25 protein-coding genes and 1 tRNA gene are annotated in these 25,411 nt (G+C 46.9%); 14 read left to right on the plus strand and 12 right to left on the minus strand.

The genetic code is table 11. The features are described 5' to 3' along the window. Positions 1-78: 78 nt before the first annotated feature. The 5 genes from IPG31_01775 to IPG31_01795 all read right to left on the minus strand — a co-directional run bounded on the left by IPG31_01775 (position 79) and on the right by IPG31_01795 (position 6,038). Positions 79-2,745: an MMPL family transporter gene (locus tag IPG31_01775; GenBank protein ID MBK6617127.1), complete on the minus strand. Its 2,667-nt coding sequence runs from the start codon at positions 2,743-2,745 to the stop codon at positions 79-81. Positions 2,746-2,813: 68 nt separating this feature from the next. Further along, positions 2,814-3,446 (minus strand): ABC transporter substrate-binding protein, encoded by a 633-nt coding sequence (locus IPG31_01780; protein MBK6617128.1) that lies wholly within the window; start codon positions 3,444-3,446, stop codon positions 2,814-2,816. Continuing rightward, on the minus strand, positions 3,439-4,569 hold the full coding sequence (locus IPG31_01785) for a glycosyltransferase (GenBank protein ID MBK6617129.1): 1,131 nt from the start codon (positions 4,567-4,569) through the stop codon (positions 3,439-3,441). Before IPG31_01785 ends, IPG31_01780 begins: the two co-directional genes overlap by 8 nt. Before the next feature lie 60 nt (positions 4,570-4,629). Then, positions 4,630-5,793, minus strand: a complete 1,164-nt coding sequence (hpnH, locus tag IPG31_01790) for an adenosyl-hopene transferase HpnH (GenBank protein MBK6617130.1) — start codon at positions 5,791-5,793, stop codon at positions 4,630-4,632. Between the two features lie 157 nt (positions 5,794-5,950). After that, positions 5,951-6,038, minus strand: a tRNA-Ser gene (locus tag IPG31_01795). A gap of 478 nt (positions 6,039-6,516) precedes the next feature. On the opposite strand from IPG31_01795, the gene ovoA reads away from it, so the two are divergent. Together ovoA and IPG31_01805 are read left to right on the plus strand one after the other, a co-directional pair. Further along, positions 6,517-8,640, plus strand: coding sequence for a 5-histidylcysteine sulfoxide synthase (ovoA, locus tag IPG31_01800; GenBank protein ID MBK6617131.1), 2,124 nt, complete (start codon positions 6,517-6,519; stop codon positions 8,638-8,640). Positions 8,641-8,645: 5 nt separating this feature from the next. Further along, positions 8,646-9,824 (plus strand): putative C-S lyase, encoded by a 1,179-nt coding sequence (locus IPG31_01805; protein MBK6617132.1) that lies wholly within the window; start codon positions 8,646-8,648, stop codon positions 9,822-9,824. Between the two features lie 10 nt (positions 9,825-9,834). Here the strand turns inward: IPG31_01805 and IPG31_01810 are convergent, their stop codons facing one another. Genes IPG31_01810 through IPG31_01820 form a run of 3 tightly spaced genes read right to left on the minus strand, consistent with a single transcriptional unit; the run spans position 9,835 to position 12,730 of the window. Then, complete coding sequence (locus IPG31_01810) at positions 9,835-10,380, minus strand: TlpA family protein disulfide reductase (protein ID MBK6617133.1); 546 nt, start codon at positions 10,378-10,380, stop codon at positions 9,835-9,837. Between the two features lie 45 nt (positions 10,381-10,425). Beyond that, positions 10,426-12,372 (minus strand): protein-disulfide reductase DsbD, encoded by a 1,947-nt coding sequence (dsbD, locus tag IPG31_01815; GenBank protein MBK6617134.1) that lies wholly within the window; start codon positions 12,370-12,372, stop codon positions 10,426-10,428. A 16-nt stretch (positions 12,373-12,388) separates the two neighbouring features. Then, the gene (locus IPG31_01820) at positions 12,389-12,730 is read right to left on the minus strand and encodes a divalent-cation tolerance protein CutA (GenBank protein ID MBK6617135.1); all 342 of its coding nucleotides are present in this window, start codon (positions 12,728-12,730) and stop codon (positions 12,389-12,391) included. A 151-nt stretch (positions 12,731-12,881) separates the two neighbouring features. Here IPG31_01820 and IPG31_01825 point away from each other — a divergent pair, with 151 nt between their 5' ends. Together IPG31_01825 and IPG31_01830 are read left to right on the plus strand one after the other, a co-directional pair. Beyond that, positions 12,882-13,073, plus strand: coding sequence for a hypothetical protein (locus tag IPG31_01825; protein MBK6617136.1), 192 nt, complete (start codon positions 12,882-12,884; stop codon positions 13,071-13,073). 48 nt (positions 13,074-13,121) lie between these two features. Continuing rightward, complete coding sequence (locus IPG31_01830; protein MBK6617137.1) at positions 13,122-13,811, plus strand: TIGR04211 family SH3 domain-containing protein; 690 nt, start codon at positions 13,122-13,124, stop codon at positions 13,809-13,811. A 16-nt stretch (positions 13,812-13,827) separates the two neighbouring features. Here IPG31_01830 and IPG31_01835 read toward each other — a convergent pair whose 3' ends face one another. Then, positions 13,828-14,706 carry a thermonuclease family protein gene (locus IPG31_01835; protein ID MBK6617138.1) on the minus strand — a complete coding sequence of 293 codons (879 nt, stop codon included), beginning with the start codon at positions 14,704-14,706 and terminating at the stop codon, positions 13,828-13,830. 45 nt (positions 14,707-14,751) lie between these two features. On the opposite strand from IPG31_01835, the gene IPG31_01840 reads away from it, so the two are divergent. The 9 genes from IPG31_01840 to IPG31_01880 are packed head-to-tail and all read left to right on the plus strand — an operon-like array spanning position 14,752 to position 21,328. After that, positions 14,752-16,200, plus strand: coding sequence for an alanine:cation symporter family protein (locus IPG31_01840; protein ID MBK6617139.1), 1,449 nt, complete (start codon positions 14,752-14,754; stop codon positions 16,198-16,200). A 50-nt stretch (positions 16,201-16,250) separates the two neighbouring features. Continuing rightward, complete coding sequence (locus tag IPG31_01845) at positions 16,251-17,066, plus strand: ABC transporter ATP-binding protein (protein ID MBK6617140.1); 816 nt, start codon at positions 16,251-16,253, stop codon at positions 17,064-17,066. A 22-nt stretch (positions 17,067-17,088) separates the two neighbouring features. After that, positions 17,089-17,886, plus strand: a complete 798-nt coding sequence (gene mlaE / locus IPG31_01850; GenBank protein ID MBK6617141.1) for a lipid asymmetry maintenance ABC transporter permease subunit MlaE — start codon at positions 17,089-17,091, stop codon at positions 17,884-17,886. Next, on the plus strand, positions 17,886-18,344 hold the full coding sequence (mlaD, locus tag IPG31_01855) for an outer membrane lipid asymmetry maintenance protein MlaD (GenBank protein MBK6617142.1): 459 nt from the start codon (positions 17,886-17,888) through the stop codon (positions 18,342-18,344). The genes mlaE and mlaD overlap by 1 nt, the downstream gene beginning before the upstream one ends. Before the next feature lie 29 nt (positions 18,345-18,373). Next, positions 18,374-18,988: an ABC transporter substrate-binding protein gene (locus IPG31_01860; GenBank protein MBK6617143.1), complete on the plus strand. Its 615-nt coding sequence runs from the start codon at positions 18,374-18,376 to the stop codon at positions 18,986-18,988. Positions 18,989-19,007: 19 nt separating this feature from the next. Next, positions 19,008-19,301, plus strand: a complete 294-nt coding sequence (locus tag IPG31_01865; protein MBK6617144.1) for an STAS domain-containing protein — start codon at positions 19,008-19,010, stop codon at positions 19,299-19,301. Positions 19,302-19,353: 52 nt separating this feature from the next. Further along, the gene (locus IPG31_01870) at positions 19,354-20,277 is read left to right on the plus strand and encodes an ABC transporter ATP-binding protein (protein ID MBK6617145.1); all 924 of its coding nucleotides are present in this window, start codon (positions 19,354-19,356) and stop codon (positions 20,275-20,277) included. Further along, on the plus strand, positions 20,274-21,029 hold the full coding sequence (locus IPG31_01875; GenBank protein MBK6617146.1) for an ABC transporter permease: 756 nt from the start codon (positions 20,274-20,276) through the stop codon (positions 21,027-21,029). Before IPG31_01870 ends, IPG31_01875 begins: the two co-directional genes overlap by 4 nt. A 44-nt stretch (positions 21,030-21,073) precedes the next feature. After that, positions 21,074-21,328, plus strand: coding sequence for a BolA/IbaG family iron-sulfur metabolism protein (locus tag IPG31_01880; GenBank protein MBK6617147.1), 255 nt, complete (start codon positions 21,074-21,076; stop codon positions 21,326-21,328). Positions 21,329-21,343: 15 nt separating this feature from the next. Here the strand turns inward: IPG31_01880 and IPG31_01885 are convergent, their stop codons facing one another. Next, the gene (locus IPG31_01885; GenBank protein ID MBK6617148.1) at positions 21,344-21,493 is read right to left on the minus strand and encodes a hypothetical protein; all 150 of its coding nucleotides are present in this window, start codon (positions 21,491-21,493) and stop codon (positions 21,344-21,346) included. A gap of 176 nt (positions 21,494-21,669) precedes the next feature. Beyond that, positions 21,670-23,037, minus strand: coding sequence for a fused MFS/spermidine synthase (locus IPG31_01890; protein ID MBK6617149.1), 1,368 nt, complete (start codon positions 23,035-23,037; stop codon positions 21,670-21,672). Positions 23,038-23,550: 513 nt separating this feature from the next. On the opposite strand from IPG31_01890, the gene nirK reads away from it, so the two are divergent. After that, positions 23,551-24,654 (plus strand): nitrite reductase, copper-containing, encoded by a 1,104-nt coding sequence (gene nirK / locus IPG31_01895; GenBank protein MBK6617150.1) that lies wholly within the window; start codon positions 23,551-23,553, stop codon positions 24,652-24,654. A gap of 180 nt (positions 24,655-24,834) precedes the next feature. On the opposite strand, the gene IPG31_01900 is transcribed toward nirK, so the two are convergent. Continuing rightward, positions 24,835-25,392 (minus strand): response regulator transcription factor, encoded by a 558-nt coding sequence (locus IPG31_01900; protein ID MBK6617151.1) that lies wholly within the window; start codon positions 25,390-25,392, stop codon positions 24,835-24,837. Positions 25,393-25,411 lie beyond the last annotated feature (19 nt).

Genomic DNA, 25,411 nt, shown 5'->3' on the forward strand with positions numbered 1-25,411 from the left:
GATGAGATGGCGACATGCTCCCTGCCTCAATATCCGTTGATCACCATTTAAATCACTATAGTGGGACAAACTTATCTGTTATCTGGTGTGGAGTGAGTCGTTACCGAATAGCTGAATGAGGTTGGGTAATATCAGGAATACGCACAATAGAATGAAGGTGATGCCGATGGTCAGCAGCAAACCCATACTTGCTGTACCAGGGTGCGAAGAAAGTATCAGGCTGCCGAAACCAGTCATGGTTGTCAAGGCGCTAAAAAAGATAGCTCGCGCGGTACTGGTATGGAGTAGATGATCGCCAGTCAGATATTGGCATCGACTGCGTGTAACCATGTGAATACTGCTGTCGATGCCGATGCCCAGTAGTAACGGTAGGGCGATGATATTGGCAAAATTGAAAGGAATGTGTAGTACGGCGGTGGCGGCAACCGTAAATAGAGCGGCCAGTAGCAGGGGAATTAGAACCAGAAAGATTGACATCACATTACGTAGCAACCACCACAGTGCAATCAGAATTCCGATGAGGGCTAGTGTAAAAGCCTGAATAAAGGCATCAACCACTGCTTCACCCGCTTCAAGAATGATAACGGGAGCACTGCTGACTTGTGGCGCGTAACGCTGTACGGTGCGTACAAATTTTCGTAATGCTTCGTTATCATCGATGTTGCTGGCAGGATAAGCTACGACTAAATACTCGCCTCCTGGGCTCAGCCAGCGCGAGCGTAACGATTCGGGAAGGGAATCAATATTCACCTCCTCGGCAGTCAGTGCAGTCTGCAGACGCGCCAATGTTTCGGGTAGCAGTCCTAGTAGATCTTGCTCGATATTGGCGAGCAGTCGTTGGCTGTCAGCGGCGCTGGTGCCGTCCAAAGTTGATAATAGTGCTTGCAGGGAATTTGTCAGTTTTTGTGCTGTAGTGGCAATAACAGTCTGATTCTTATTCTGTACTAATGGTTGTAATGATTGAAGGAGAGCGATGAGCGTGCTGCGCTGTTGCGCAACCGTGTGATGCTGGTTTGCCGGTTGAATCGGGGCAAAAAAATCCGGACCGAGTGTCAATAAAATCTCATCGATCAACGCAAGTTTTGCGGCTTGTTCCGCCGGAATAAAGTCGGTGAGACTGATGACTTTTTTTACTTCCGGTAATTGTGTTAGTTGTTGAGTCAATTTTTCTGCTTCGAGCGGGCTGTTAACCGGTATAGCACCAAACCAGGGGGATTGTTCCGGATCTGCCAGTAGCTCCCGAAATGTTTGTACTGCCTCTCCATCCGGATTGTTCATGTTGAGCAAATTATGGTCAAACTTTACTTCCGGTAGTGCCATGATGGATCCCACTCCGGCTAGAGCCGAGATGAGTAATACGGTTTTGGGATAGCTAAGCCAGTAACCGGGTAATCGTGATAAGGTGTTTTCAGGTTGAAAAGATTGCGGCTGGATGGGCAGATAGCGTTGTAGCGCCGGTATGATAGTGAGTGTGACTATCAAACTGATGAGCATGCCAGTACCCGAAATTATTCCCAGTTCGGCAATGCCTTGATAGGTAGTCGGAATAAAGGCATAAAAACCGATGGCGGTAGTGATGGCGCAAACCACCAGTGATCTGCCGGTATCGCGACCCGCGTTCAGAAGCATGTCAAGTTGGGATAGGTCGGTTTTGCCCAGTTCAGCATAGCGTAATAGCAGGTGAATGGCATAATCGACACCCAGACCTATATAAAGCACGGCAAAGGCAATCGAAATCAGATTAAGATGACCTACAGCCAGTGTGGCGAAAGCGGCGGTTAAAATTAATCCAAGCAAAAGACTGACCAGGATAGTGACAACTGAACCGGCAGAACGCAGCGCGATCATCAGAATGATGGCAACACCGATAAATGCAATGACGCCTGCATTCTGGGCACCCAGCATGGCACTGGTGAGTTCTTCATGTGCCAGTGCAACGTCACCGGTTATTCTAAGGCGAACACCATATTGATTTTCCAGATCGAGGAATTTAGCGGCCTGATGAATGGTGGTCATGGCCAGCTCTGCTGGAAATATCTGACTGAAATCCAGCTTGGGTCGCAAAACAATAAATTCACGGTAGGGGTATTGACTGGCTTCATCCTGCAGCAGGATTTGCCAGGATAGCGCTTGCCTGCGTCCGTCAAGATTGGTATCAATCGTTGACGCTACCGCGTGCAGTAATGCGTCTATTTCGAGTTTTCTGCCAGTATGCAACTCTGTTACAGCCTCCTGAAGCAGACTGATAAAAGTAAACATGGAAGGGTCACGGATAATTCTGGCAATCAATGGCTGCGCATTGGAAAGTCGATCTCCCAGCAGCCGGAGCTCGTCCTGAGATTTATAAAGTAACCCATTCGTCTGGAAAAACGGCTCACCATTCAGATGCAGTACCGATTCAACAGTATCCCGATTTTCAGACAGGTAGGCATTCAATTGCTTGGCAGCAAGATGGGCTTGTTCTGGCGTAGGCGCATCCAGAACCAGCAACAGTATTTCCTCGTATTGGGGAAAAGCTTTTTCAAAACGGGCAAGATTGACCCGAAAAGGAAGTTCTTCAGAGAGCATATCCGCAGTGTCGGTATCCACGCCAAGATTTCGCATGGTATAGCCAGCTGCCAGAATAGCGCTCAATAACATTGCCATCATAATCCACACAGCATGACGATAAACAAAAGTAATCCAGTTGGAAAGAAAACGATTGCTTTGAGGAAATAATGTGGATTGCTCGGATGGTATGGTCATGCTTGTGCTAAAGAGAACTGGTGATCAGCAAAAAATATTCTGGATATCAGTCCTGTTGACAAAGGAAATTACGGCTGATGATCAAGTTTGATCTGATTGGTTTTACTCTGCAAAATGCTAATCAGGGATGGGATTCCTTCCTGCTGAATGATGGCATTATATTCTGCGCGCTTAAGAGCAAGATCACTAACGCCATCAACTACAATGTTGATGATCTGCCAATGTTCGTTTTGCTGGTGGAGAACATAGTCAAAGCTGATCACGCCTTTGTCAGCTTTAATAAACCGGCTGCGAACCAATATACGCTCGCGCGGCAGAAGTTGATCTTCGATAATTTCAAAACGCTCACCATCGTATTGATCAAAGCGGTCAGCATAGGTCGCGATGCTATTTTGTGTAAATGTGGTGAGTATGTGTTGTTGATTCGTTTTATCCAGATCTGCCCAGTGTGCGCCTAATACGGTGCGCACGATGGTTTCCAGATCATGCGTTTGCTGAATAACAGGCGCCAGAAAGGCTTCACGATCGTGGTAACTCATTTCTTTACCCTGTTGCATGGCTTTGATCAGCATATTTTGTAACAGGGCAATAATTTGCTGGGGTTCATCAGTATGTTTTTGTTCTCCGGATTGAGCTGATACTGCTGTGGAACCGAGCAGCAGGCCAATTAATCCTAGTGCATAAATAATATTTTTAATCATGTTTGGTGATTCCGTATCGTCTGTTTTTCCATTGCGCGCGTTCTCCACGCCAATAACGCAATGCTGAAGTCCAGGTCATCAGTAAATAGAGTGTGCCAATCAGTGGTAGAGTGGCTGTCCACAATGGAGAGCGTTGATAAAACCTGAGTGTGGGCGTGAAAGCTATCCACATGGCTGTCCAGGTGAGTATCCAGGCAATCAGGCAAGGAATATCAGCGCAAATGATCACTAATACGGGCGCCAGCCAGAACATGCTGATCATGATCAGGGTACATGCCAGCAACAGAACCAGAGAATAGTTCAGTTGTGTAAACGCGGTTCGGGCAACCATATTCCAGATTTGTGCAAGATTATCGTAGTTCCGGTGGCTGTATGCGCCGTGGCTCAGACCAATCCATGTTTTATGACCAGCCTGTTTGATTTTGGCCGCTAGAGTGCAGTCATCGATCAGTGCGTCATGAATACTTTCAAATGCATTGATAGATCTCAGCGCATTGGTTTCAACCAGAATACAACCCCCTGCTGCTGCTGCCACACGTGAGGTCGACTTATTGGCGAGACTGAATGGATAAAGTAATTTAAAGAAGAAAATAAATGCAGGGATCAGTAAACGTTCCGCAAAATACTTTACCGGCAAAGTAGCCATTAACGATACCAGTGTCAGATCATTTTTTCGCGCATGAAGCAGAAGTGCTGCCAGAGCGCCGGGTGCCAGAGTAATATCTGCATCCAGTAAAAGAGTAAAACGGGTTTGTACCGCTTGTAATCCTTGTTGTAACGCCCATAATTTTCCACTCCAGTCTGGTGGTGGTGTCGTACCCGTTATAACGCTGGCGCCGTGCTGCTTGGCAATTACTGCGGTGTCATCTTCTGACTGGTCATCAATGACGATAATACGTAAATTGGTATTTTGAACTAGCAGTGCGTCCAGGGTTTGCGCAATGATCCGGGACTCATTACGTGCCGGGATCAGCACTGTGACGGTGTCAAAGGCGGACTGAGAAATGGAGTCTGGCAGGGGCTCGAGCAATTCTCGTGTGCTCCAGGCTCGCCACGGCGCGAGTACAAGCCCCCACCATAAAAATAGTCCTATAAAAGCGGAGTAAATCACCAATACTAAGATTGTGAATAACTATTCAAGCTATTCACAATCTTTTCATTTTCGAGTAAATAAAATTTTATTTTAGCGACTTGCGTCTGATGAGTTATCAGTGGGAGTTGTTGAAGATTTATGCTCAACAGTGGCTGACAGCGGAAAGTCCTTCTGTTTGCTCCCATCTGAATGGAGTGAAGTAGCCGTTTGCAATGGGTCCGGCGCCATTGGACCTTCTGTCAAAGGACCTCTCATGCTGACACGCAATGCCTTGATGGGATGTGAAAACGTATCGTTAATGGCAGTTGGTTCAAATCCACAATGCGCCATGCAATTAGCGCATTTAGGATTGTTACCAACACCATATTGATCCCAGTCTGTTTCCTCTATCAGTTCACGAAAGCTTTTTGCGTAACCTTCGTCGACCAGTAAGTAGCAGGGGCGCTGCCAACCAAATAAATTACGGGTAGGGTTACCCCAGGCGGTACACTGATAGTTCTGATTGCCAGCCAGAAAATCAAGATATAGGCCGGAATGGTTAAATTTCCAGGGTACTTTACGTTTTTTTCCTAATCTGAATATATCGCGAAAGAGCCGTTTACTTACGGAGCGTTGCAGGAAAACATCCTGCCGTGGCGCATGTTCGTAACTAAAACCAGGCGATACATTAATACCTTCGATTCCGAGCTCGGAAGCTGTGTCAAAAAATTCAGCCACTTCCTCTGCTGTTTCGTTCTGAAATAATGTGCAATTAACCGTTACCCGGAATCCACGGGCAACTGCCTGTTTAATAACGGGAATAACCTTGTCATAAACACCGTCCCGGCAAACGGACTTGTCATGGTGTTCCTTATTTCCATCCAGATGAATCGAGAAAGTCAGATAGGGTGAAGGCTGATAGTCATCCATGCGATCATCAAGCAACAGGGCATTAGTACACAGATAAACAAACTTTTTACGCTTGATGATACCTTCGACAATTTGTGGCATTTCTTTGTGAATCAATGGTTCACCGCCCGCGATAGAGACAATTGGTGCGCCACATTCATCAACAGAATCCAGGCATTCCTTGACGCTCAAGCGGCGACGTAATGTCTCATCGGGGTAGTCAATCTTGCCACACCCCGCACATGCCAGATTGCATTGAAACAGAGGCTCAAGCATCAATACTAGTGGATAGCGCTTGTTACCCAGGAGCTTCTGTTTTAACAGGTAACTGCCGACTCGATACTGTTGCAAAAAAGGAACACTCATCTGTATTTCTCCATCTCCGATTTGAGTTTAATTCGGCATGTTTTGTGACCAGCCGGGCTGCTGTCATGGTAGTGACCATGGTTTATTGCGGTATCTGATGTACGTTTTGTGGTTTTATAAAGTAGTACTTTAAGATCCAATGATGCGCGGATACGATTGGCGGAAGAGGTGGGATTCGAACCCACGAATAGTTTCCCATTGCTGGTTTTCAAGACCAGTGCCTTCAACCGCTCGGCCACTCTTCCGTGCTTATCGCCAGTCTTTCTTCCAAGGAATAAGGCGGCATCATACCTTTTTGTGAAAAAATTTTCCATAAAACCTCATGGCAGTGATACAACATAGCACAATTTAATTCATGCGGTTACTTCGATGCGATGTAACACAGTCAGTATTCTTGCAAATGAACGAGCGACTTCAGGAATGAGTTTTGTTGCTGTGCTAAAAGCCATTGTTTAATTTTGGCTATGTCATCGTTAATTGTTGGTCACTGCAAATAAACACTATTTATCATTTATAAACAAGCCATTAGCCAAAAAACCAATAATTGATATTTTTATTTAAATTCATTTGGTTACATAACAACCACTAACTAACGATGACATAGCCTTAATTTTTTATGCACATGTTGCAGGTTTATACTTTTTCTGCCACACGATGCCCCGCGTGGTTGAAGACGGTATAATCCGTCTTATCGATAAAAACAGGATTAATTAAAAGTGACCTATGTCTTCAAAACCTGAGTTTTGCCATCGGGCTCCTCTGCTTACTGGTAAGGATATCTCTGCCAAGCGCCAGGAAATTCGCCATTATTTCCATGCTACGCTGGATCGCTATGAGCAGTTGTTCGAAATCTTACGTAACGATGACGATGGAGCCTATCTTAACAAGCCGATCACGTTGCGTCATCCGCTGATATTTTATCTGGGGCATACCGCAACATTTTTTACCAATAAATTCATACTGGCTGGCTTATTTACTGAGCGAATAGATCCACATTTGGAATCAATCTTTGCGGTTGGGGTTGATGAAATGAGTTGGGATGATCTGGATACCACGCATTATGAGTGGCCAACTGTAGAAAGTGTCATGGCTTATCGCCGAACGATGCGAAGCAGGGTAGATGAAGTTATCAATACCTTGCCGTTGACGCTGCCCATTACCTGGGAAAGCCCGTGGTGGGCGATCTTGATGAGTGTGGAGCATGAGCGTATTCACCTGGAAACTTCCTCGGTGCTAATCCGTCAGCATGGACTCGATCATGTCAAGCCACATCCGGCATGGCAGCCGTGCCGTTCCAGCGGAAAAGCCCCGGAAAACGAGATGATAGCGGTGGCGGCAGGCCATATCGTAATTGGCAAGGACAGGGTAGCAGATTCATTTTATGGCTGGGATAACGAATATGGCCATCATGAAGCTGAGGTCGGGGCTTTTCAGGCAAGCCGCTATTTAGTTAGTAACCAGGAATTTTTGTCTTTTGTAGAGGCGGGTGGATATCAGGCAGATAAATTTTGGGAAGAAGAGGGGCTTGCGTGGCGGAAACATACAGGCGCAGCATATCCGACTTTCTGGGTACGCAAGGGAGATCAATGGCTAGTCCGCCTCATGACCGAAGAAATTCCGATGCCGTTAAACTGGCCAGTGGAGACCAATTATCATGAAGCTAAAGCATTCTGCAACTGGAAAGCAGAAACAACTGGTCAGCCGGTGCGTTTGCCAACGGAAGATGAATGGTACCGTTTGTATGAAGTTGCCGGTTTAGCTGAGATAGCCCATGATGCACCTGCCAAGGGAAATCTGCATCTCGATTTTTACGCATCCAGCTGTCCGGTGGATGTATTCCAGCAAGGTGATTTTTACGATATTGTTGGCAATGTTTGGCAATGGACGGAAACACCGATGCATCCTTTCTCTGGGTTCGATGTGCATCCGTTATACGATGACTTCACTACGCCAACTTTTGATGACCAGCACAATCTCATCAAGGGTGGTTCCTGGATTTCCTGTGGAAATGAGTCACTTAAAGCGGCACGCTATGCTTTCCGGCGGCATTTTTTTCAACATGCCGGGTTCCGCTATGTGATTTCAACGTCACCGGCGATTCAGCCTGGATCGCGTTATGAGACGGATAAACTCTTATCGGAGTACGCCGAGTTTCACTATGGTGATACTTATTTCGATGTGCCGAATTTCCCGAAAGCACTTGCGGAATTGGCCATTGCCGCAATGGGAAACCGACCGGCGCGCACGGCACTCGATCTGGGATGCGCTTCCGGGCGGGCGACTTTCGAGCTCGCCAGACATTTTGACCATGTTACCGGTGTCGATTTTTCCGCTCGTTTCATCAATCAGGGTGTGCAGCTTGCTCAACAAGGAGTGTTGCGGTATACGCTTGTCGATGAAGGTGAATTAGTATTTTATCGGGAACGATCATTGATCGGGCTTGGACTGGAAGCGGTCAAGAATAAGGTTGTTTTTTTTCAGGGAGATGCATGTAACCTTAAGCCAATGCTGGCTGGTTTCGATCTGATTCTGGCAGTCAATCTGATCGACCGTTTATATGATCCCGCCAGATTCCTGCAGAGTGTTCACGAACGCCTGAATTCGGGTGGATTACTACTGATTGCCTCACCTTACACCTGGCTGGAAGAGCATACCAGGCGGTCTGCATGGATTGGTGGCTTTAAACGTGATGGCGAAAGCTTCAGTACGCTGGATGGGCTCAAAGCCATGCTTGGTCAACATTTTCGCTTAGTTAGCATTCCTCTGGAAGTTCCGTTCGTGATTCGTGAAACTTCGCACAAGTTCCAGCATACTCTGTCCGAAGCGACGATCTGGGAGAAAATTTGACGGATATGGAGTTGTTTGACCGCGAGATTGACCGATCTGGCACTTTTAGTACCAAGTATGATTCTCGTCAGACGGTATTTGGTCATGCTGGCGTAATACCGATGTGGGTGGCCGATATGGATTTTGCCGCGCCGATTGCGGTTACCGAAGCATTGCGCGCGCGTGCGTCACACCCCATTTATGGTTATACCCAAGTGCCGGATGGTGTTTATGCTGCACTGATTAATTGGCTCAAACAGCGGCATGGATGGGAAATCGAACGTGAATGGATCGTGCTTTGCCCGGGTGTTGTGCCTTCTCTTGTTACGAGTATTCTGACACTGACTGAAACGGGTGCACATGTAATCGCGCAGCCACCAGTTTACTTTCCATTTTTTTCGGCGGTTACGAAAACAGGCAGGCAATTACTGGAAAATCCGTTACGACGACAGGATCGTTTCTACAGCATGGATCTTGATTTGTTGTCGATGCAGGCGAAAACAGCGCAGATGCTGCTGTTTTGTTCTCCGCACAATCCTGTCGGTCGTGTCTGGCAGAAACCGGAGTTGCTCGATTTGCTGGCGGTCTGCGAACAGCATCGATTAATCGTCGTTTGTGATGAGATACACGCAGATCTGGTATACCCTGACCATAGCCACCAGGTTCTGGCCGCATTGGCAGGCAATCCGCAATCCATCATCACGGCAGTTGCCCCGAGCAAGACTTTCAATATTCCTGGTCTGAATCTGTCGGCATTGATTGTTCCAAACGCCAGGTATCGTGATGCCATAACTTCCTATCTGGATAGGCTGCATATCAGCGTCACCAATCCATTCAGCCTGGTTGCATTTGAAGTAGCCTATCAGCAGGGTGGTTCGTGGCTGGATTCTCTAATGGTTTATTTGGCGCATACCCGAGATATGGTGCAGAATTTTCTGGCGAAACATCTCCCGGAAATCAGGCCGATTCTGCCACAGGGAACCTATCTGCTGTGGCTGGATTGTCGTGCGTTGGATATGAATGATGATGCACTGCGCCATTTCTTTGTTTTTGAGGCAGGGATCGGTCTAAGTCCGGGTATTCTGTTTGGCGCACAAGGCAGCGGTTTTATGCGCATGAATCTGGCTGCGCCCCATCACAAAATCCAGAATGCATTGAACAGCATGCTGGAAGCGGTACATCGATACCGGCAAATCCAGATTTAATCCAGCCTGTTCAGAGCAGCTCGCGGATAATTTCTTCGATCTGTTTCTTTTTGATACGGCCAAGATGAGTGTTGATAATGTTGCCACTCCGGTCAATAGTTGCCGTAAAAGGCAAAGCCCCTTGCGGATTACCCATGGCTTCCGCAAGAGTAAACGCATCGAACTCCCCGACCACTATCGGATAATTGATCCCGAATTCCTCACTGAAAGCAGCTACCTTTTGGGTGTCATCAACGGCGATACCGACTACTATAATTCCTTGGTCGCGGTAACTGGCATAGGTATCGATCAGTTCCGGAATTTCGTCACGGCAGGGCGCACACCAAGTCGCCCAAAAATTGGCCACAATAATTTTCCCCCGCCATTGCTCACCCGGCTGGACAACTCCAGCTACGTCAGTTAACGCGGCATTAAAGAATGCTTCCGCACCTTCCTGCTTCTGTTCACTGGTCATATACAGACTATTGTTAATCTGCCTGGATTTATAGGCAAAGCCGGCTGCCAGTGACAAAATGGCAACCACGACATAAAACGAAAACTTGCTCGGTAGGGTCATATTTGAACCACAAAAATTGGAACAACAGAAGATAAAAAAGAAAGATCAGATCAGGACTGCGTTGAGCACGGTCAAAAAATCATCCTGGTTCAGATAGCCAATAACTCGAATTCTGGGGATTTCCTGGCCGATCCGGTCAAAAAACAGCAACCCAGGTGGACCGAAAAGATTAAAGCGTTTGAGTAATTCTAAATCATCCTGATCGCCTGCGGTCACGTCAATTTTTACCAGTGCAACATCCTGGAGGCGTGCCTGGATTCGGGGATCACTAAAGGTGAAGCGCTCCATTTCCTTGCAGGAGACGCACCAATCGGCATAGAAGTCGATCATGACGTGACGTCCACGGGATTGCTCAATGAATTCATTCAGTTCTGAAACAGTTTTGATTTTTTTGAATGGTAACTGTTTGTTTTTCCCCCCTTCTGCATATTGAGCATCAGCGTTGCTGGATATAAAATTAAAATTCGACAGAGGCTGCAATACATCCCGGCTACCGGAGAGCACGCCAATCAGGATAGCCACGCCAGTTAACAGCGAAATCACCCCCACACCTTTTAGGAATTTTTTAAATCCGTTTGTCTGTGCAGGAAGTGGATCGAGAGCATGCAGGTAGATTGCAGAAATGATCAGTAGTGCTGCCCATAGCAGCATATGCACTACCTCGGAAATCACGGGTGAAATCAGCCAGATTGCAACGGCGAGCAATAATACGCCAAAAAACTGTTTGATGGATTCCATCCAGCCGCCAGAACGCGGCAACAGAGCTCCGGCAGAAATGCCCAGCAGCAGTAGCGGCACACCCATCCCAAGCGCCATGACAAACAGGGCAGACCCTCCCAATATCAGATCGCGCGTTTGGCTGATATAAAGCAATGCGCCAGCTAACGGTGCAGCGACACAAGGGCCGACAATCAGAGCGGATAATGCGCCCATGCCAAATACGCTGGTTAGATGCCCTCCCTTTAGCTGTCCTGTTTCGGCTGTTAATTTATTTTGAAGTGACGACGGTAACTGCAACTCATAAAAACCAAACATGGAAAAAGACAGCAGTACAAATATGAGAGCGAATGTACCCAGCACCCAGGTGTTTTGCAGTGCGGCCGACAACATTGAGCCAGACAGTCCTGCTATTGCTCCAATGATGGCGTACGTAATCGACATACCTAATACGTAAGCCAGCGATAGAATAAATCCACGCATTTTTGAGAGATGCTGTCCCTTGCTGGCAATGATGCTGGACAAAATTGGAAACATCGGAAACACACACGGTGTAAAAGCCAGCAACAGGCCAATTACAAAAAAGCCACTTAAAATCAGCCAGTAATTACCACTGGCAAACATCTGCTCAATTTTATAGGTTTCTGTCTCGAAAATTGGAGCAGATGACGAGAATGCGGGAGTTTGAAACAGCTGTGAAGTCGCATCATTTTTGGCTGATGCAAAGGCATCCGGACTGATTGCTCCGGCGATGGCATCGATTGCAGCCAAGGCGGCGGGTAAAACAAGTTTATTGGTTTTATTGATGGGGGCGTAGCAGACACCTACCGGTTCATTGCAGCCTTGATAAGTAGCTGCAAGCGCTAATTCATTCGTTTTGGCTTCATCATCACGCCCCAGTGAAATAATTACCTGTAGAGGTTGATAATAAACTTCAGTTTGTCCAAAAGTCAGGTCTTCCTTGATTTTCCCTGCTGGTAGCGCGATCTTTTCAATCCAAATTCCTTTACTATTGGATTCAAAGGTTATCTTATCCCGATAAAGATAATAATTTTTAGCTGGTGTCAGGTGGGCAATTATCGTATTGGCATCACGTACTTCCAATGACAGCTTGAAGGCATCATCGGGTGGCAGTAATTCCTGTTGTGCTTCGCCAAAACTTGCTCCCAGTTTTTCGAGAACTGACAAGAAATTTGAGGATTTTTTTTCTTCCGCGAAAGTGCAGGTGTTGGCAAAACACAGTAAAATAATAAAAATTATTTTTAACCAATACATGTGATCTATTAACCGGTTATCCGTTATTTGTTTCATTAATAACCCATTGTGAATAAGCAGGCGACGCCTTATCGAATTGGACTGCCAGGATTTCGGGGAGTTCGTAAGGGTGCAGCGCCTTGATAGTTTTCTCGACTGCGCTGTAGTGCCGTGTAGTAGTTTTAATCATGACGGGAACTTCTTCTGTTTCTCTAAGCTGACTTTGCCAGCGATAAAGCGAACGGCAGACAGGAAAAATATTGACACACGCAACCAATCGATCACCAATCAGACTTTCTGCTAATACCTTTGCGCTCGCTGCGTCTGGATAGTTTGTCAAGATCATAAGCGATTGCGACACTCCGGTTTTCTCAGACATCTATGCGTACCCCTCGATGTTAAAAGATTGTATGTTATTCTATTGTAAACCTAATCAATAAAATTGAGAAACATTGCCAATACACATGGTTAATCATGTTGTTAGTTTGGCTGTAAAGTTTTTTTGCTTCTAAACTGCTTCTAAAAACCTCATGAGAAATCTTTTCCTGTTTCTGCAATTGCTCACCATCATATTTCCAGTTGGTGTTTTTTTTACTTATATCATTATGGATGAAGGTGATCAGTTCACCTTTGAGCACTATCTGGTGACAGCATTGAGCGCCTTTCCATTCTTTATGTCGCTTTTAATCAGATTTTTTTTATCAGGCTTTGAGGATAAATAAATTTTTTGAAGGTTAAGTTATGCTGCAGTTGTTATTTATTTCATCACTATGACAATCAATAAAGAATTGAGCCTGTATCAACTTGTCTTGATTTTTCTGCTGTTAGCGTTGACATTGACAGCACGTGCCGAGAAACGTTATGCCAGTGACCAGGTTGAAGTGTTGTTGCGCACAGGACCGAGTCAACAACATGCCATCGTGCGCATGCTCAAAAGTGGTGATGGAGTGGAGGTGCTGGAGCATGACAAAGCCAAGGGGTATAGCAGGGTGAAATCAAAAAGTGGTTCAGAGGGCTGGGTGTTAAGCAGGCACCTGATGAAAGAACAATCAGCGCGGGAGCTGCTGGAAAATCTGAGTTTACAACTATCTGGCGCGGAGGGAAGAGTGGACGGCCCAGGGGCGCAGGCTAGTCTGATCAAACTGGAATTTGAGACGTTATCCAAACAGGTTGTCGCTGTGGAAAAAGATAATCAGCTTCTCCAGGAGGAACTGGCCAATATCAAACAAACTGCCGCTAATGCCATTGCCCTGGAAAGCCAGCACCAGGAAATACAACAGCAGAACACGGTAATGGGAGCAAAACTCGCGGAACTTGAACAGGAAAATGCCACCCTCACCAGTCATATCCAGCGAGACTGGTTCTATGCTGGTGCGATTGTGCTGTTTTCTGGCCTGTTACTCGGGCTGCTTATTCCCCGCATTCAGTGGCGGAAGCGATCGCGTTTTAGTGATTTCTGAAGTGATACACAGTCAATTACTTAAGAATCAGCGTACTTGGGTGGTACACCCGAATGGAAAAGTGATTTTTGCTGCGTGATACCCATCCGCGTACTTCGACGCGCTTGTTTAGAAAATGCGTTAGTGGGGGGAACAGCGCCAGGTCATTGTTAGCAATACGGATATCGATATTATTGCTGACGATCAACCGACTGTAGCGTCTACTGCGTTCCACCTTAATGATTTTGGCGTGATAGCGCTGCCAACCGGCGGGTTTCTCAGTCAATCTGGCGAGTGGGCGAGGTGTGTAATGCGCCATTGCCCAGATACCTATTTGTCGTCTCTCGGCCTGCTGTTGCGCCCTGATCATCACATCGGCATAGCGAATATTGGGAGGGATAATCGCAACGGTGGCTAAACCATTCGCCACAAGCGAAAGATTGATATGTTCACCACTGGCTAAATGAAGATGGGCGAGTTTGCGCTGGTAATGATCCTGCTGCTGTTGATCATATTCCAGGTAGACATGACGTCCCTGCAGTTTGTCGCGCAGCCAGTTCTTCGCCTGAATACCGCCTGGTTCGCCAGTACGGTTGCGACTGTCAATTTCAGGTGCATTGATTCCCAGTAATCTGACGCGTTTGCCACCTTCCAAAGTGACCGTGTCGCCATCAATTACCCTGACCACCTGGTAGGCAATCCGCGAGGGCCGGGAATCTAGCTTTAGTGTTCGGGCAGTAGGGGTTGGTGCATCTGAATAGGTGACATTACCTTCGGCATCCTGTGTACGGTAGATCGTATTTGCCAGACCCGGTGAAGTTGACAGCAGAACAACGATCAGGCAGATCAACCATCGATTCATCCATATCGTTGCCGGTGAGACCGGATGGTTCTTGCATGATCTGCTAAAATGCATTTTACGATTCCGCTAACTTAATTTTTGTGATGATAGAAATCTGTTATGGGAATTGACCAGGCCATCGATACCGCTTTCGGACCGTTGTCCTACATCGTTTCCTCAGTCGTACTTTTCAGCGTGTCCGTAATGGGCATGGAAATTCAGCTTGTATTGCTGTGGTTAGTAGCGGCTGCACTTTTTTTCACATTGTATCTGGGTTTTGCCAATGTTCGTTATTTTGTACATGCAGTCCGCCTGCTGTGTGATACCCATGGCAACAAAAATACAGATGGGGAAATCAGCCGTTTCGAAGCGTTGATGACTTCGCTCTCCGGTACGGTAGGACTGGGCAACATTGCCGGCGTAGCTGTTGCTATCTCGGTGGGTGGGCCGGGTGCGGCATTCTGGATGGCGGTTATGGGCGTATTTAGCATGTCAACCAAGCTGATTGAGGTTTCGCTTGGTATCAAATACCGTCAGCATGGTTCTAAACGCCACCCTGAAAAAATATCGGGCGGGCCGATGTATTATCTGCGAAGCGCTTTTGACCGCCACGGTTATCCACGTCTGGGTAGTTTTATGGCCGCCGCATTCGCTGTCTGCTGCATTGGCGGTACACTGGGCGCAGGTGGCCTCTTCCAAGTCAACCAGGCCTACCATCAGGCACTGATTATTACGGGAGGTAACACTGGGTTTCTGGCAAATCATGGCTGGTTATTTGGATTAATCACTGCGATACTGGTTGGCATGGTTATACTGGGTGGTATTCAGTGGATTGCGGCAGTTGCTGGTCGGATTGTTCCATTGATGGCGATTACCTATATTTTGATGGGCTGCACAGTGATTGGCATGCACATTGAAGCAGTTCCTGCGGCATTGCAGACTATTATTGAAATGGCGCTATATCCGCAGGCGGGGATGGGTGCCTTGTTGGGTGCGCTGCTGATTGGTGTGCAGCGCGCTTCTTTTTCTAATGAAGCTGGTTTGGGCTCTTCAGCCATTGCCCATTCATCAGTCAAAACGAATGAGCCCGTCAGTCAGGGAATCGTTGGCATGCTGGGGCCGTTCATCGATACAGTCGTTATTTGCTCGATTACCTCGCTTGTCATTGTCATCTCTGATACTTATATTGAAGGTAACGGCATGGAAGGGGTTGCACTGACTTCCAGAGCGTTTGCTACTGGGTTGACGGGGTTTCCCTATGTGCTGGCGGCAACTGTTTTTCTATTTGCTTATTCAACCATGATTTCCTGGTCGTATTACGGTCTGAAATGTGTTACCTATCTGTTTGGTGAGCGTGAGTATATCGAGGTAATTTATAAGATACTGTTTTGCCTTGCAATTGTTGTCGGCGCTTCTGCTGAACTATCCAATATTATGATGTTCACGGATTCCATGGTGCTGGCAATGTCCGTACCCAATATTATCGGTCTTTTTATGCTGGCACCTGAAATCAAGCAGGATTTGAAAGCATATATACTACGCCACAAGAACGGAATATTGCATGTATAGCGTTCACTGTTCGTGCAAGTAATCGGTTTGGCTCCATACATTTTATTCTAATGATTTCTGCTGCCGAAAATATGCTGGTCAAGTTTGACGATGTCAGTTTTTCCTATGGGAACACACCCATTTTGAAAGGCGTCAATCTTGCGATTCCTCGCGGGCAAGTGATTGCCATTATGGGGGGGAGCGGATCAGGTAAAACCACCTTATTGCGTTTGATTGGCGGTGAAGCCCGACCGACTGCGGGCACAGTTCATGTTGCCGGTGAGATCGTACATGAACTTGACCGTAACGGACTGTTCAGACTGCGTCGTAAAATGGGAATGCTGTTCCAGTTCGGCGCGTTATTTACCGATTTGTCGGTATTCGATAACGTTGCTTTCCAGATGCGCGAGCATACCGATTTGCCTGAAGATATGATCCGCGATCTGGTGCTGATGAAACTGCATGCCGTTGGTTTGCGTGGTGCACACCATCTTATGCCGACAGAACTTTCAGGTGGTATGGCTCGCCGAGTGGCGCTGGCGCGCTCGATTGCGCTCGATCCCATGCTGATGATGTTTGACGAGCCATTTACAGGGCTTGACCCCATTTCATTAGGTGTCATCGGTGGCCTGATCCGGCGGCTGACTGATGCGCTTGGCATGACTTCAATTCTGGTAACGCACGATGTGCAAGAGTCTCTGCAGATCGTTGATCATGTCTATTTCCTGGCCGATGGTAAAATTGTCGCGCATGGCACGCCTGAGGAGGTAAGCCAATCTGCTACGCCATTCGTCCATCAATTCATTCATGGCGAAGTGGATGGCCCGGTGCCATTTCATTACCAGGCAAGAGCTTATGCTGATGATCTTGGAATTCGGCTGAAATGAGAATTAAATTGCGGGAATTATTTTGATCAAGCGGGCTGCTGTCATTGTTCAGCGAATAGGACACCGAACGATTGACGGAATCTGGCGTCTGGGCGGCGCCAGCCACTTTATTTTGCTGGTTCTGCTCAAATCATGGACCAGCTTTGCGCGTCCCCGTCTGATTACACGTGAAATATATTATGCCGGGGTGATGTCGCTGGTCATCATTACAGTGTCGGGATTGTTCGTTGGGCTGGTGCTCGGCTTGCAAGGCTATGAGACCTTGCAGAAATTTGGCTCGGAATCTGCAGTAGGTACGCTGGTTGCGTTGTCATTAGTACGGGAACTGGGTCCCGTGGTTGCAGGATTGTTGTTTGCCAGTCGTGCAGGTTCGGCGATGACCGCAGAAATTGGCCTGATGAAAGCAACCGAGCAACTATCGGCAATGGGTATGATGGCGGTTGATCCCATCGCACGTGTAGTCGCGCCCAAATTCTGGGCGGGAGTTTTTTCTATGCCATTATTGGCTGCCATGTTCTCAGTCATGGGCGTGTTTGGCGGCTATCTGGTGACGGTCGTAGTGATCGGTGTGGATGAAGGATCATTCTGGTCACAGATGCAGAATGCGGTGGATTTTCGCTACGACATCGTCAATGGGGTAATCAAGAGCTGCTGTTTTGGTGTGGTGATCACGGCTATAGCCGTATTTGAGGGGTTTGACGCTCCACCAACCGCAGAAGGTGTCTCAATGGCGACGACCAGGACTGTCGTGACTTCTTCGCTGGCGATTCTGGGGCTTGATTTTGTATTGACGGCATTCATGTTCAGAGGAGTAGCTTGATGCAACGGACAGTAATGGATTTTTGGGTAGGCGTGTTCGTGATGGCAGGTATGGGTGCATTATTGATATTGGGTCTGAAGGTTGGTAATCTGACGAGCTATCAGAGTGAAGACAGTTACACGCTATTGGGTAATTTTGAAAATATTGGTGGACTGAAAATACGTGCACCAGTTAAAAGTGCCGGGGTGGTGGTAGGTCGAGTGACGCATATCGAGTTCAGCCTGGAAACCTATGATGCGGTTGTTACTTTGAGCATGGATAGTCGCTACCGTTTTCCTAAAGATACCTTTGCCAGCATCCTAACATCGGGGCTATTAGGGGAACAATATGTTGGCCTGTTACCTGGTGGCGATGAAGACATGCTCAAAAATGGTGAGCGATTTATGAAAACCAATTCAGCAGTGGTGCTGGAAGAAATGATCGGGCGTTTTCTATTTAACAAGGCAGCTGGAGATTGACGTAATTCTTAATAATCAATTAATTAATTATGAAACTATTTATAAAACTTCTACTATTAGTATTAATCATGCATGCCTTGCCCGTATTGAGTCAGGATGATATGCCTGACGGCATCATTCGGCGCACGGTAGATGAAGTAACGGAAATTCTTCGCAAGGATGACGGCATCAAGACTGGTGATCAGGATAGAATCCTGGCGCTGATCAAGGACAAAATTCTGCCTCATTTCAGCTTTCCCCGTATGACGCAACTGGCCATGGGAAGAAACTGGTCAAAAGCATCGGATGAGCAGAAAAAACTGTTGGTGAATGAGTTTCGTACTCTGCTGGTGCGCACCTACTCAAACTCGTTAACTAATTACCGTGATGCAGTCATAGAGATTGAGCAGACTATCATTGATCCCGCTTCCACTCGATCGACAGTCAAAGCAAAGGTCATTCAGGGGAGCGGACGGCAGCCGGTTCCAATCGACTATTCCATGGAAAAAACCACATCGGGGTGGAAAGTTTACGATGTAACCGTGGCAGGGGTTAGTTTAGTAACCAATTATCGGGGTTCCTTCAATAGTCAGATCCGTGATAAAGGAATAGATGGCCTGATTGCAACCCTTTCAGAAAAAAACTTCTCGCTACTTGGGCAGTAGTTTTCCTACTCTGATCAGAATGGAAAATATCATTTTTGAAAATAATCGGCTACGTGTTATTGGATCTGTAACATTTGCCAACGTAGCTGAGATAACTCGCGCTGGAATGACTGTTATCAATCAAATGGAATCTGTTGTTGACCTGGCGAAAGTTACGGAATTGGACTCCGCAGCGGTCAGTATGTTGCTGGCGTGGCTGCGGACTGCCCAGAAGAATGGTCAGCAACTTCGGCTGATCAACCTGCCGCAGAATCTGGTGAGCCTCATCAAACTGTATGATCTGACCGAATTGCTGCCGCTCGAATTGGATTGATTTTGTCAAAAATCTGCTATTTACTTATTTCGTCCTCGGATAATCTCATTCAATGACACCTGCCATTGAGGTCCGGCAACTGACCAAGTGCTACGGAGCACTGGCTGCGCTTGATACCGTAGATCTTCAAATCGAGCAGGGAGAATTTTTTGCATTACTCGGCTCAAATGGTGCCGGTAAAACTACGCTGATCAGTATACTCGCTGGTCTGGTCAAGCCAACCAGCGGTACCGCCAAGGTAATGGGATACGATGTTCAGTCTCAGTACCAGCAAACACGCAAACGGTTAGGTGTAGTTCCCCAAGAGCTGGTCTATGATCCTTTTTTCAGTGTTCGTGAAATGCTGATCATGCAGTCCGGGTATTTTGGTATCAAGCATAACGATGCATGGGTCGATGAGGTCCTGTTTCGACTCGATCTGGCAAACAAGGCACATACCAATCTGCGGGCACTATCTGGTGGAATGAAGCGGCGGGTGCTTATTGCCCAGGCACTGGTACACAAACCCCCTGTCATTATTCTCGATGAGCCCACAGCCGGTGTCGATGTCGATTTGCGTCAAAGTTTGTGGCAGTTTGTGCAGCAACTTAATCAGGAAGGCCATACCGTTGTGCTGACTACACACTATCTGGAAGAAGCGGAAGCATTGTGCAATCGGGTCGCTATGCTCAAGCGTGGTCAGGTTGTCGTACTTGATAATATCAATAACCTGGTGCGTGCCACTCGGGACTATACGTTGCTGCTACGTTTGTCCGTCAATACGTTGCCTGATAAATTACAGTCCTGGGCAGTCAGGCATGATCCAGTTGGCGGGTTATACCGTATCAGCATTCAGGAATATACCGAGATTGAAACTATTCTGTCACTGTTGCGCGAGGCGGACATCCAGATCATTGATCTTCATTTGCAGCAACCCGACCTTGAGGATGTTTTTGTCAGAACCATGGAAGAAATGGATCGGGCTGCTGTGCCATGACAGGTTTTTATACTCTGCTGTATAAGGAGTTGCTACGCTTCTGGAAAGTTGCTTTTCAGACGGTGCTGGCGCCAGTATTGTCTAGTCTGCTTTATCTGATGATCTTCTCCCATGTGCTGGCTGAACGGGCCGAAGTGTACGCCGGTGTGACGTATGTTGCCTTTCTGGTACCTGGGCTGGTGATGATGGCTATTCTGCAAAATGCGTTTGCCAACTCATCTTCCAGCCTGATTCAGTCCAAAATAACTGGCAATCTGGTGTTTATCCTGCTAACCCCTCTATCGCATCTGGAAATATTCCTCGCCTACACTGGTGCTGCCGTGCTGCGTGGGCTAATGGTGGGGCTAGGTGTCTACCTGTCGGCACTCTGGTATTTTCCGGTCACTCCCCAGTTACCCGGCTGGGTGTTTATTTTTGCCGTGTTGGGCAGCGCTATACTGGGAGTGATGGGATTGATCGCCGGTATTGTTTCAGATAAATTTGATCAACTGGCAGCATTCCAAAATTTCATTATCCTGCCGCTGACTTTTCTTTCCGGTGTATTTTATTCGATTCATTCGCTACCTCCCACCTGGCAGCTTTTGTCACACCTGAATCCGTTCTTTTATATGGTGGATGGCCTGCGTTATGGATTTTTTGGGGTTTCTGATTTTTCACCCTATATCAGTTTGCTGATCATTCTGACGTGCCTCATGGCCATCTCCGGATGGGCATTGTGGATGCTGCGAAGCGGCTATAAAATTCGACAATGAACGCGTGTTATTATTTCTAACATTTTGCAATAAAAGGAAACAACATGGTTACCGCAGATTCAATTGAACACACTATTAAAACTTTATTACCTTGTGAATGGATTCGCGTGGAAGGAGATGACGGCCATCATTTTAGTGCTGTCATTGTCAGTGACCAGTTTGAAGGCAAAAGCATGGTACAGCAGCATCAACTGGTTTATCGTGCACTTGGTGAACGTATGCGCGAGGAAATTCATGCGCTGTCAATGAAAACTTATACCTCCGCCCAATGGGCAACAGCCAGTAATGCACATACTTGATAAATATCAGCCGCTTCAGCGCACGAATTGACTGGTGCCGACGGTTTCTATAATCAGCTGCCGATAATATTCGGATTTACGGGCCTGCAACGCTTCCAGCGGATTAAAATTATCGGTCAGGATGACACCACGACTCGTATCGATGGTGAGTAGCCGGTCTTTCAACCAGGCTCGCTGTGTTCTGGAGAGTGCTCCACCCTCAATATGTAAGAGATTTTGTGAGGCGATAAAAATAAAAGGCTATGTCATCGTTAATTGTTGGTGGCGGGGAAAAAAAACAATTTTTTATTTTTAAAAAAGACCCAAGCCCAAAAAAAAAAAAAAAAATTTTTTTTTTAATTTTATTGTGTGGGGGGTCCCCCCACCGAGCAAATAAAATCATTGAATTCGACTCCTGGTTCGGAGATGAACACCCGTTGATGCGGAAAAACCTGCGCGAGAGTTTTCCCAACTGAGGCTAACGCGATATTTTCACCGCCATCCAGAAACGAAACAAAATTCAGCGCCAACAGTCCCTGTTTGCTTAACAGGCCATTAATCTGTTGTAGTGTTTCCTCAGTCAGTAAATGTACCGGTTCGGCACCACCAGTGAATACATCCAGAATAATTAGATCATAACTACCCTGCAATTTACGGATCGCGTAGCGTGCATCACCAATGATTCGATTACCGGTTGGCTTGAAGTCAAAATAATCCTGTGCAGCCTCGGCAACCGCTGGATCGATTTCGATGGTATCCGTCGTGACACCGAATCGTAACAGATTGGTTGCCATGTGCCCCGCACCCTGTCCAATCAACAGCGCGCGTTTAATATCCGGTGCTAGCTGCGGAATCAACTCAACAATTCTCTGATACGTCATCAGATTTTCGCCGTGACTGATGCTGGCTGCGCCAATTGTCGATGCATCTGCCATTAGTAATCGCATGTTTGCAGCAGGATTATCCAGTACTCGTACCCAGCCATAGAGGCTTTCGCGTTCAAACTGTACCTGGTAGGACTGTTCGGAGTGGCTGGCCGCATTACCTGAAGAAAGTCCACCGGGAAACAGCATCATGCCAGGCAGCGCCAACAAAACCACAGGAACCAGCGAATATCTCATCGGGATACGCTTGCGTTCAAAAAAAGCAACGAGTGCTGCCAGTACAAACAATCCCAGGCCAACGCCAACAAAAATCTCACGAGAACCAATGCGCGGGAACAGGTAGAAACCAAGCAACAATGTCCCTACCACACTACCGACCGTGCTGACCGCATAGATTGAACCGGTACTCGCGCCAACTCCGCTGAGACTGTCAGTTACCATCTTGACGGCGAACGGACCAACCATGCCAAGCATGATAAGACTGGGCGTAAACAGAATCAGCGTGCTGATGAACGTTCCCATCTGCAGACCCAGCGAATCGGTTGCGAGTAGCACCGGTGTTGTCATCCACGGGATAACCAGCGTCAGTAAGCCTGCCAGCGCGATGATCAGTGCGAGTCCAGTTCGTTTGGCATGATCCGCCCAATGCCCGCCCGCGTAATAACCAATGGCCAGCGCGATCATCGTCACCGAAATCAGCGACGCCCATACATAAAGACTTGCGCCATAGAACGGAGCAATCAAGCGCGTACCAAGTAACTCGATCACCATCACCGAGGCGCCAGTCAGAAAAACGGTGCAATAAAGCCACCAATAGGGCAGTTTATGAACAACAGAAGAATGCATGGGATTTTCTCTCAGTCGAAATTGGAAATGACGATCAGGGTGATTGTATAACGACTGATTGCTGTTAACATGCGACAAATTGTCGCACTCAGCCGGCTTAATGAAAACCTGATAGATTCGAAAACCACCTGCAACAGTTAATGTTTAACCAGCGCCTTGTGGCTATCATAAAAATATCACGCTACATCTCAGATGTGGCTGTCCGCGATCGGATTATGTTGTTGATACCACGTTCTGCTTGTGGTTCAAAATTTTTGAGATATGCCTGTACTCGGGAAGCTCCATTGTGATGAACGCTAACTTGTTAATCAATATGAATTTATAAGTAATAGCGCGGTGTAGACGTTGACAGAGTTTCTCTCAAAGTGTATGTTCTGCGTTCCGCCATTGGCTCTTAAATAAATGATGGGGGAGTATTAACGTAACCAAGTTATAGCAGCACCTGCAGATAGAATAATGCACATTTAATGTTTATGTGCATCATGTAGAAATTCAATAATTACGGAGGGATGTATGAATAGAACTGTTCGAGCAGTCATCGGACTGGGATTAGTATGTTTTGCTGCTACCGGAGTTGCAGTAGCCGCGACCGATATTTCAAAATTACCTAGAGTGAAACAAGAACTGGTTGCTCCACCAGCTGTTCCAAAACATGATCAAGTTGCCAAAGGTGGTCCAAAAATTGTTGAAGTACGTATGGAAACCATCGAAAAGCTGGTCGAAATCGCTCCCGGTGCAAAAGTCTGGGGTTTGACTTTTAATGGCAGCATTCCTGGACCGCTGATCGTTGTTCATGAAGGTGATTATGTTGAGTTAACACTCGCCAATCCAAAAACAAGTACCCTGGCACATAATGTCGATTTCCATGCTGCCACCGGTGCATTAGGTGGTGCTGGCCTGACCCTGGTTCAACCAGGCGAGGAAGTGGTTTTACGCTGGAAAGCAGTTAAACCTGGCGTATTTGTATACCACTGCGCTCCGGGCGGCATGATGATTCCTTTTCACGTTATCTCTGGTATGAGTGGAGCAATTATGGTTCTGCCGCGCGATGGTCTGAAAGATGCTGCTGGCAAACCAGTTCGCTACGACCGCGCTTATTACATTGGCGAACAGGATTTTTACTTGCCAAAAGATGAAAAAGGCAATTATAAAGTGTATGACTCACCTGCCGCAGGTATGTCTGATATGCTTGAGCTCTCCAAAGGGCTGGTTCCAACCCACGTGGTATTCAACGGTGCCGTTGGTGCAATTACGGGTGATAACGCATTGAAAGGTAAAGTGGGTGAAAAAGTCCTGTTTATTCATTCCCAGGCCAACCGCGATTCGCGCCCTCATCTGATCGGTGGCCATGGTGATCTGGTCTGGCAAGGTGGTTCATTCAGTGATGTTCCTTTAACCAGCCAGGAAACATGGTTTGTACCTGGCGGTGCTGCAGTTGCTGCGTTGTATGATTTTAAACAACCTGGTTTGTATGTGTATCTCAGTCATAATCTGATCGAAGCGGTGTTACTCGGCGCTGCTGCGCATATGAATGTAGAAGGTGAATGGAATAACGATCTGATGCAACAACTCAAAGCACCCGCAAGCTTTAGTGCCGATGCAGCGATGGATCACTAAAAACTGATACATAATTGAGTCAATTTGTATTTGGTTAGTTAAAGAAATGTAAAAAAGGCCTCGGTAACTTCACCGAGGCCTTTTTTATTGTTGAGAAATATTTAACCAGATATCTCACTTATGGTTAACCTGCTTCTGGAATCATATTTTCCTATTTCTAAGTAGTTAATTGTATTGGGTTTAATTTTCGCAGACTTGTACAGGTACGGGATTTTTTGATAGCTTCCGCTGCAAGGTGCGGCGGTGCATATTTAGCACTCGGGCAGTAACAGAAATATTGTTGTCATTTTCCTTAAGAATCCGATGAATATATTCCCACTCCAATCGTTCCACTGATATTGGATTGATGCTGATGGGGGTTTGCGCGTCTCCATTAATACGCTCGAATGCTGACATGATATTGTCCGCATCGACGGGCTTTGCCAGGTAATGGGTGGCGCCGAGTTTGATTGCTTCAACTGCGGTTGCAATGCTGGCATAACCAGTCAATACAACGATACGGGTTCCTGGGTCAATTTCCTTGAATTTCTCGACCAGTACTAGCCCGGATTCATCCTCAAGTTTTAGATCAATTACCGCAAATTCAGGTGTTATGGATTCCGCCAATTCAAGTGCAGTATGGATGGTGTGGGCGGTTACCACATCAAATCCTCGTTTTTTCATTGCTTTTGCCAGAACGTCACAAAAGACAATATCATCATCTACAATGAGCAGATTGGGTTTGTCAGTATCATTCATGCGTTACTCCTGTTGTGAT

Source organism: Nitrosomonas sp. (assembly GCA_016703745.1).
Taxonomy (GTDB): Bacteria; Pseudomonadota; Gammaproteobacteria; order Burkholderiales; family Nitrosomonadaceae; genus Nitrosomonas.

Coding starts and splice junctions, on each gene's coding strand:
- IPG31_01775 (MBK6617127.1), bottom strand. CDS start 2,745: ATGACCATACCATCCGAGCAATCCACATTATTTCCTCAAAGCAATCGT.
- IPG31_01780 (MBK6617128.1), bottom strand. CDS start 3,446: ATGATTAAAAATATTATTTATGCACTAGGATTAATTGGCCTGCTGCTC.
- hpnH (MBK6617130.1), bottom strand. CDS start 5,793: ATGAGTGTTCCTTTTTTGCAACAGTATCGAGTCGGCAGTTACCTGTTA.
- ovoA (MBK6617131.1), top strand. CDS start 6,517: ATGTCTTCAAAACCTGAGTTTTGCCATCGGGCTCCTCTGCTTACTGGT.
- IPG31_01805 (MBK6617132.1), top strand. CDS start 8,646: ATGGAGTTGTTTGACCGCGAGATTGACCGATCTGGCACTTTTAGTACC.
- IPG31_01810 (MBK6617133.1), bottom strand. CDS start 10,380: ATGACCCTACCGAGCAAGTTTTCGTTTTATGTCGTGGTTGCCATTTTG.
- dsbD (MBK6617134.1), bottom strand. CDS start 12,372: ATGTATTGGTTAAAAATAATTTTTATTATTTTACTGTGTTTTGCCAAC.
- IPG31_01820 (MBK6617135.1), bottom strand. CDS start 12,730: ATGTCTGAGAAAACCGGAGTGTCGCAATCGCTTATGATCTTGACAAAC.
- IPG31_01825 (MBK6617136.1), top strand. CDS start 12,882: ATGAGAAATCTTTTCCTGTTTCTGCAATTGCTCACCATCATATTTCCA.
- IPG31_01830 (MBK6617137.1), top strand. CDS start 13,122: ATGACAATCAATAAAGAATTGAGCCTGTATCAACTTGTCTTGATTTTT.
- IPG31_01835 (MBK6617138.1), bottom strand. CDS start 14,706: ATGCATTTTAGCAGATCATGCAAGAACCATCCGGTCTCACCGGCAACG.
- IPG31_01840 (MBK6617139.1), top strand. CDS start 14,752: ATGGGAATTGACCAGGCCATCGATACCGCTTTCGGACCGTTGTCCTAC.
- IPG31_01845 (MBK6617140.1), top strand. CDS start 16,251: ATGATTTCTGCTGCCGAAAATATGCTGGTCAAGTTTGACGATGTCAGT.
- mlaD (MBK6617142.1), top strand. CDS start 17,886: ATGCAACGGACAGTAATGGATTTTTGGGTAGGCGTGTTCGTGATGGCA.
- IPG31_01860 (MBK6617143.1), top strand. CDS start 18,374: ATGAAACTATTTATAAAACTTCTACTATTAGTATTAATCATGCATGCC.
- IPG31_01865 (MBK6617144.1), top strand. CDS start 19,008: ATGGAAAATATCATTTTTGAAAATAATCGGCTACGTGTTATTGGATCT.
- IPG31_01870 (MBK6617145.1), top strand. CDS start 19,354: ATGACACCTGCCATTGAGGTCCGGCAACTGACCAAGTGCTACGGAGCA.
- IPG31_01875 (MBK6617146.1), top strand. CDS start 20,274: ATGACAGGTTTTTATACTCTGCTGTATAAGGAGTTGCTACGCTTCTGG.
- IPG31_01880 (MBK6617147.1), top strand. CDS start 21,074: ATGGTTACCGCAGATTCAATTGAACACACTATTAAAACTTTATTACCT.
- IPG31_01890 (MBK6617149.1), bottom strand. CDS start 23,037: ATGCATTCTTCTGTTGTTCATAAACTGCCCTATTGGTGGCTTTATTGC.
- nirK (MBK6617150.1), top strand. CDS start 23,551: ATGAATAGAACTGTTCGAGCAGTCATCGGACTGGGATTAGTATGTTTT.
- IPG31_01900 (MBK6617151.1), bottom strand. CDS start 25,392: ATGAATGATACTGACAAACCCAATCTGCTCATTGTAGATGATGATATT.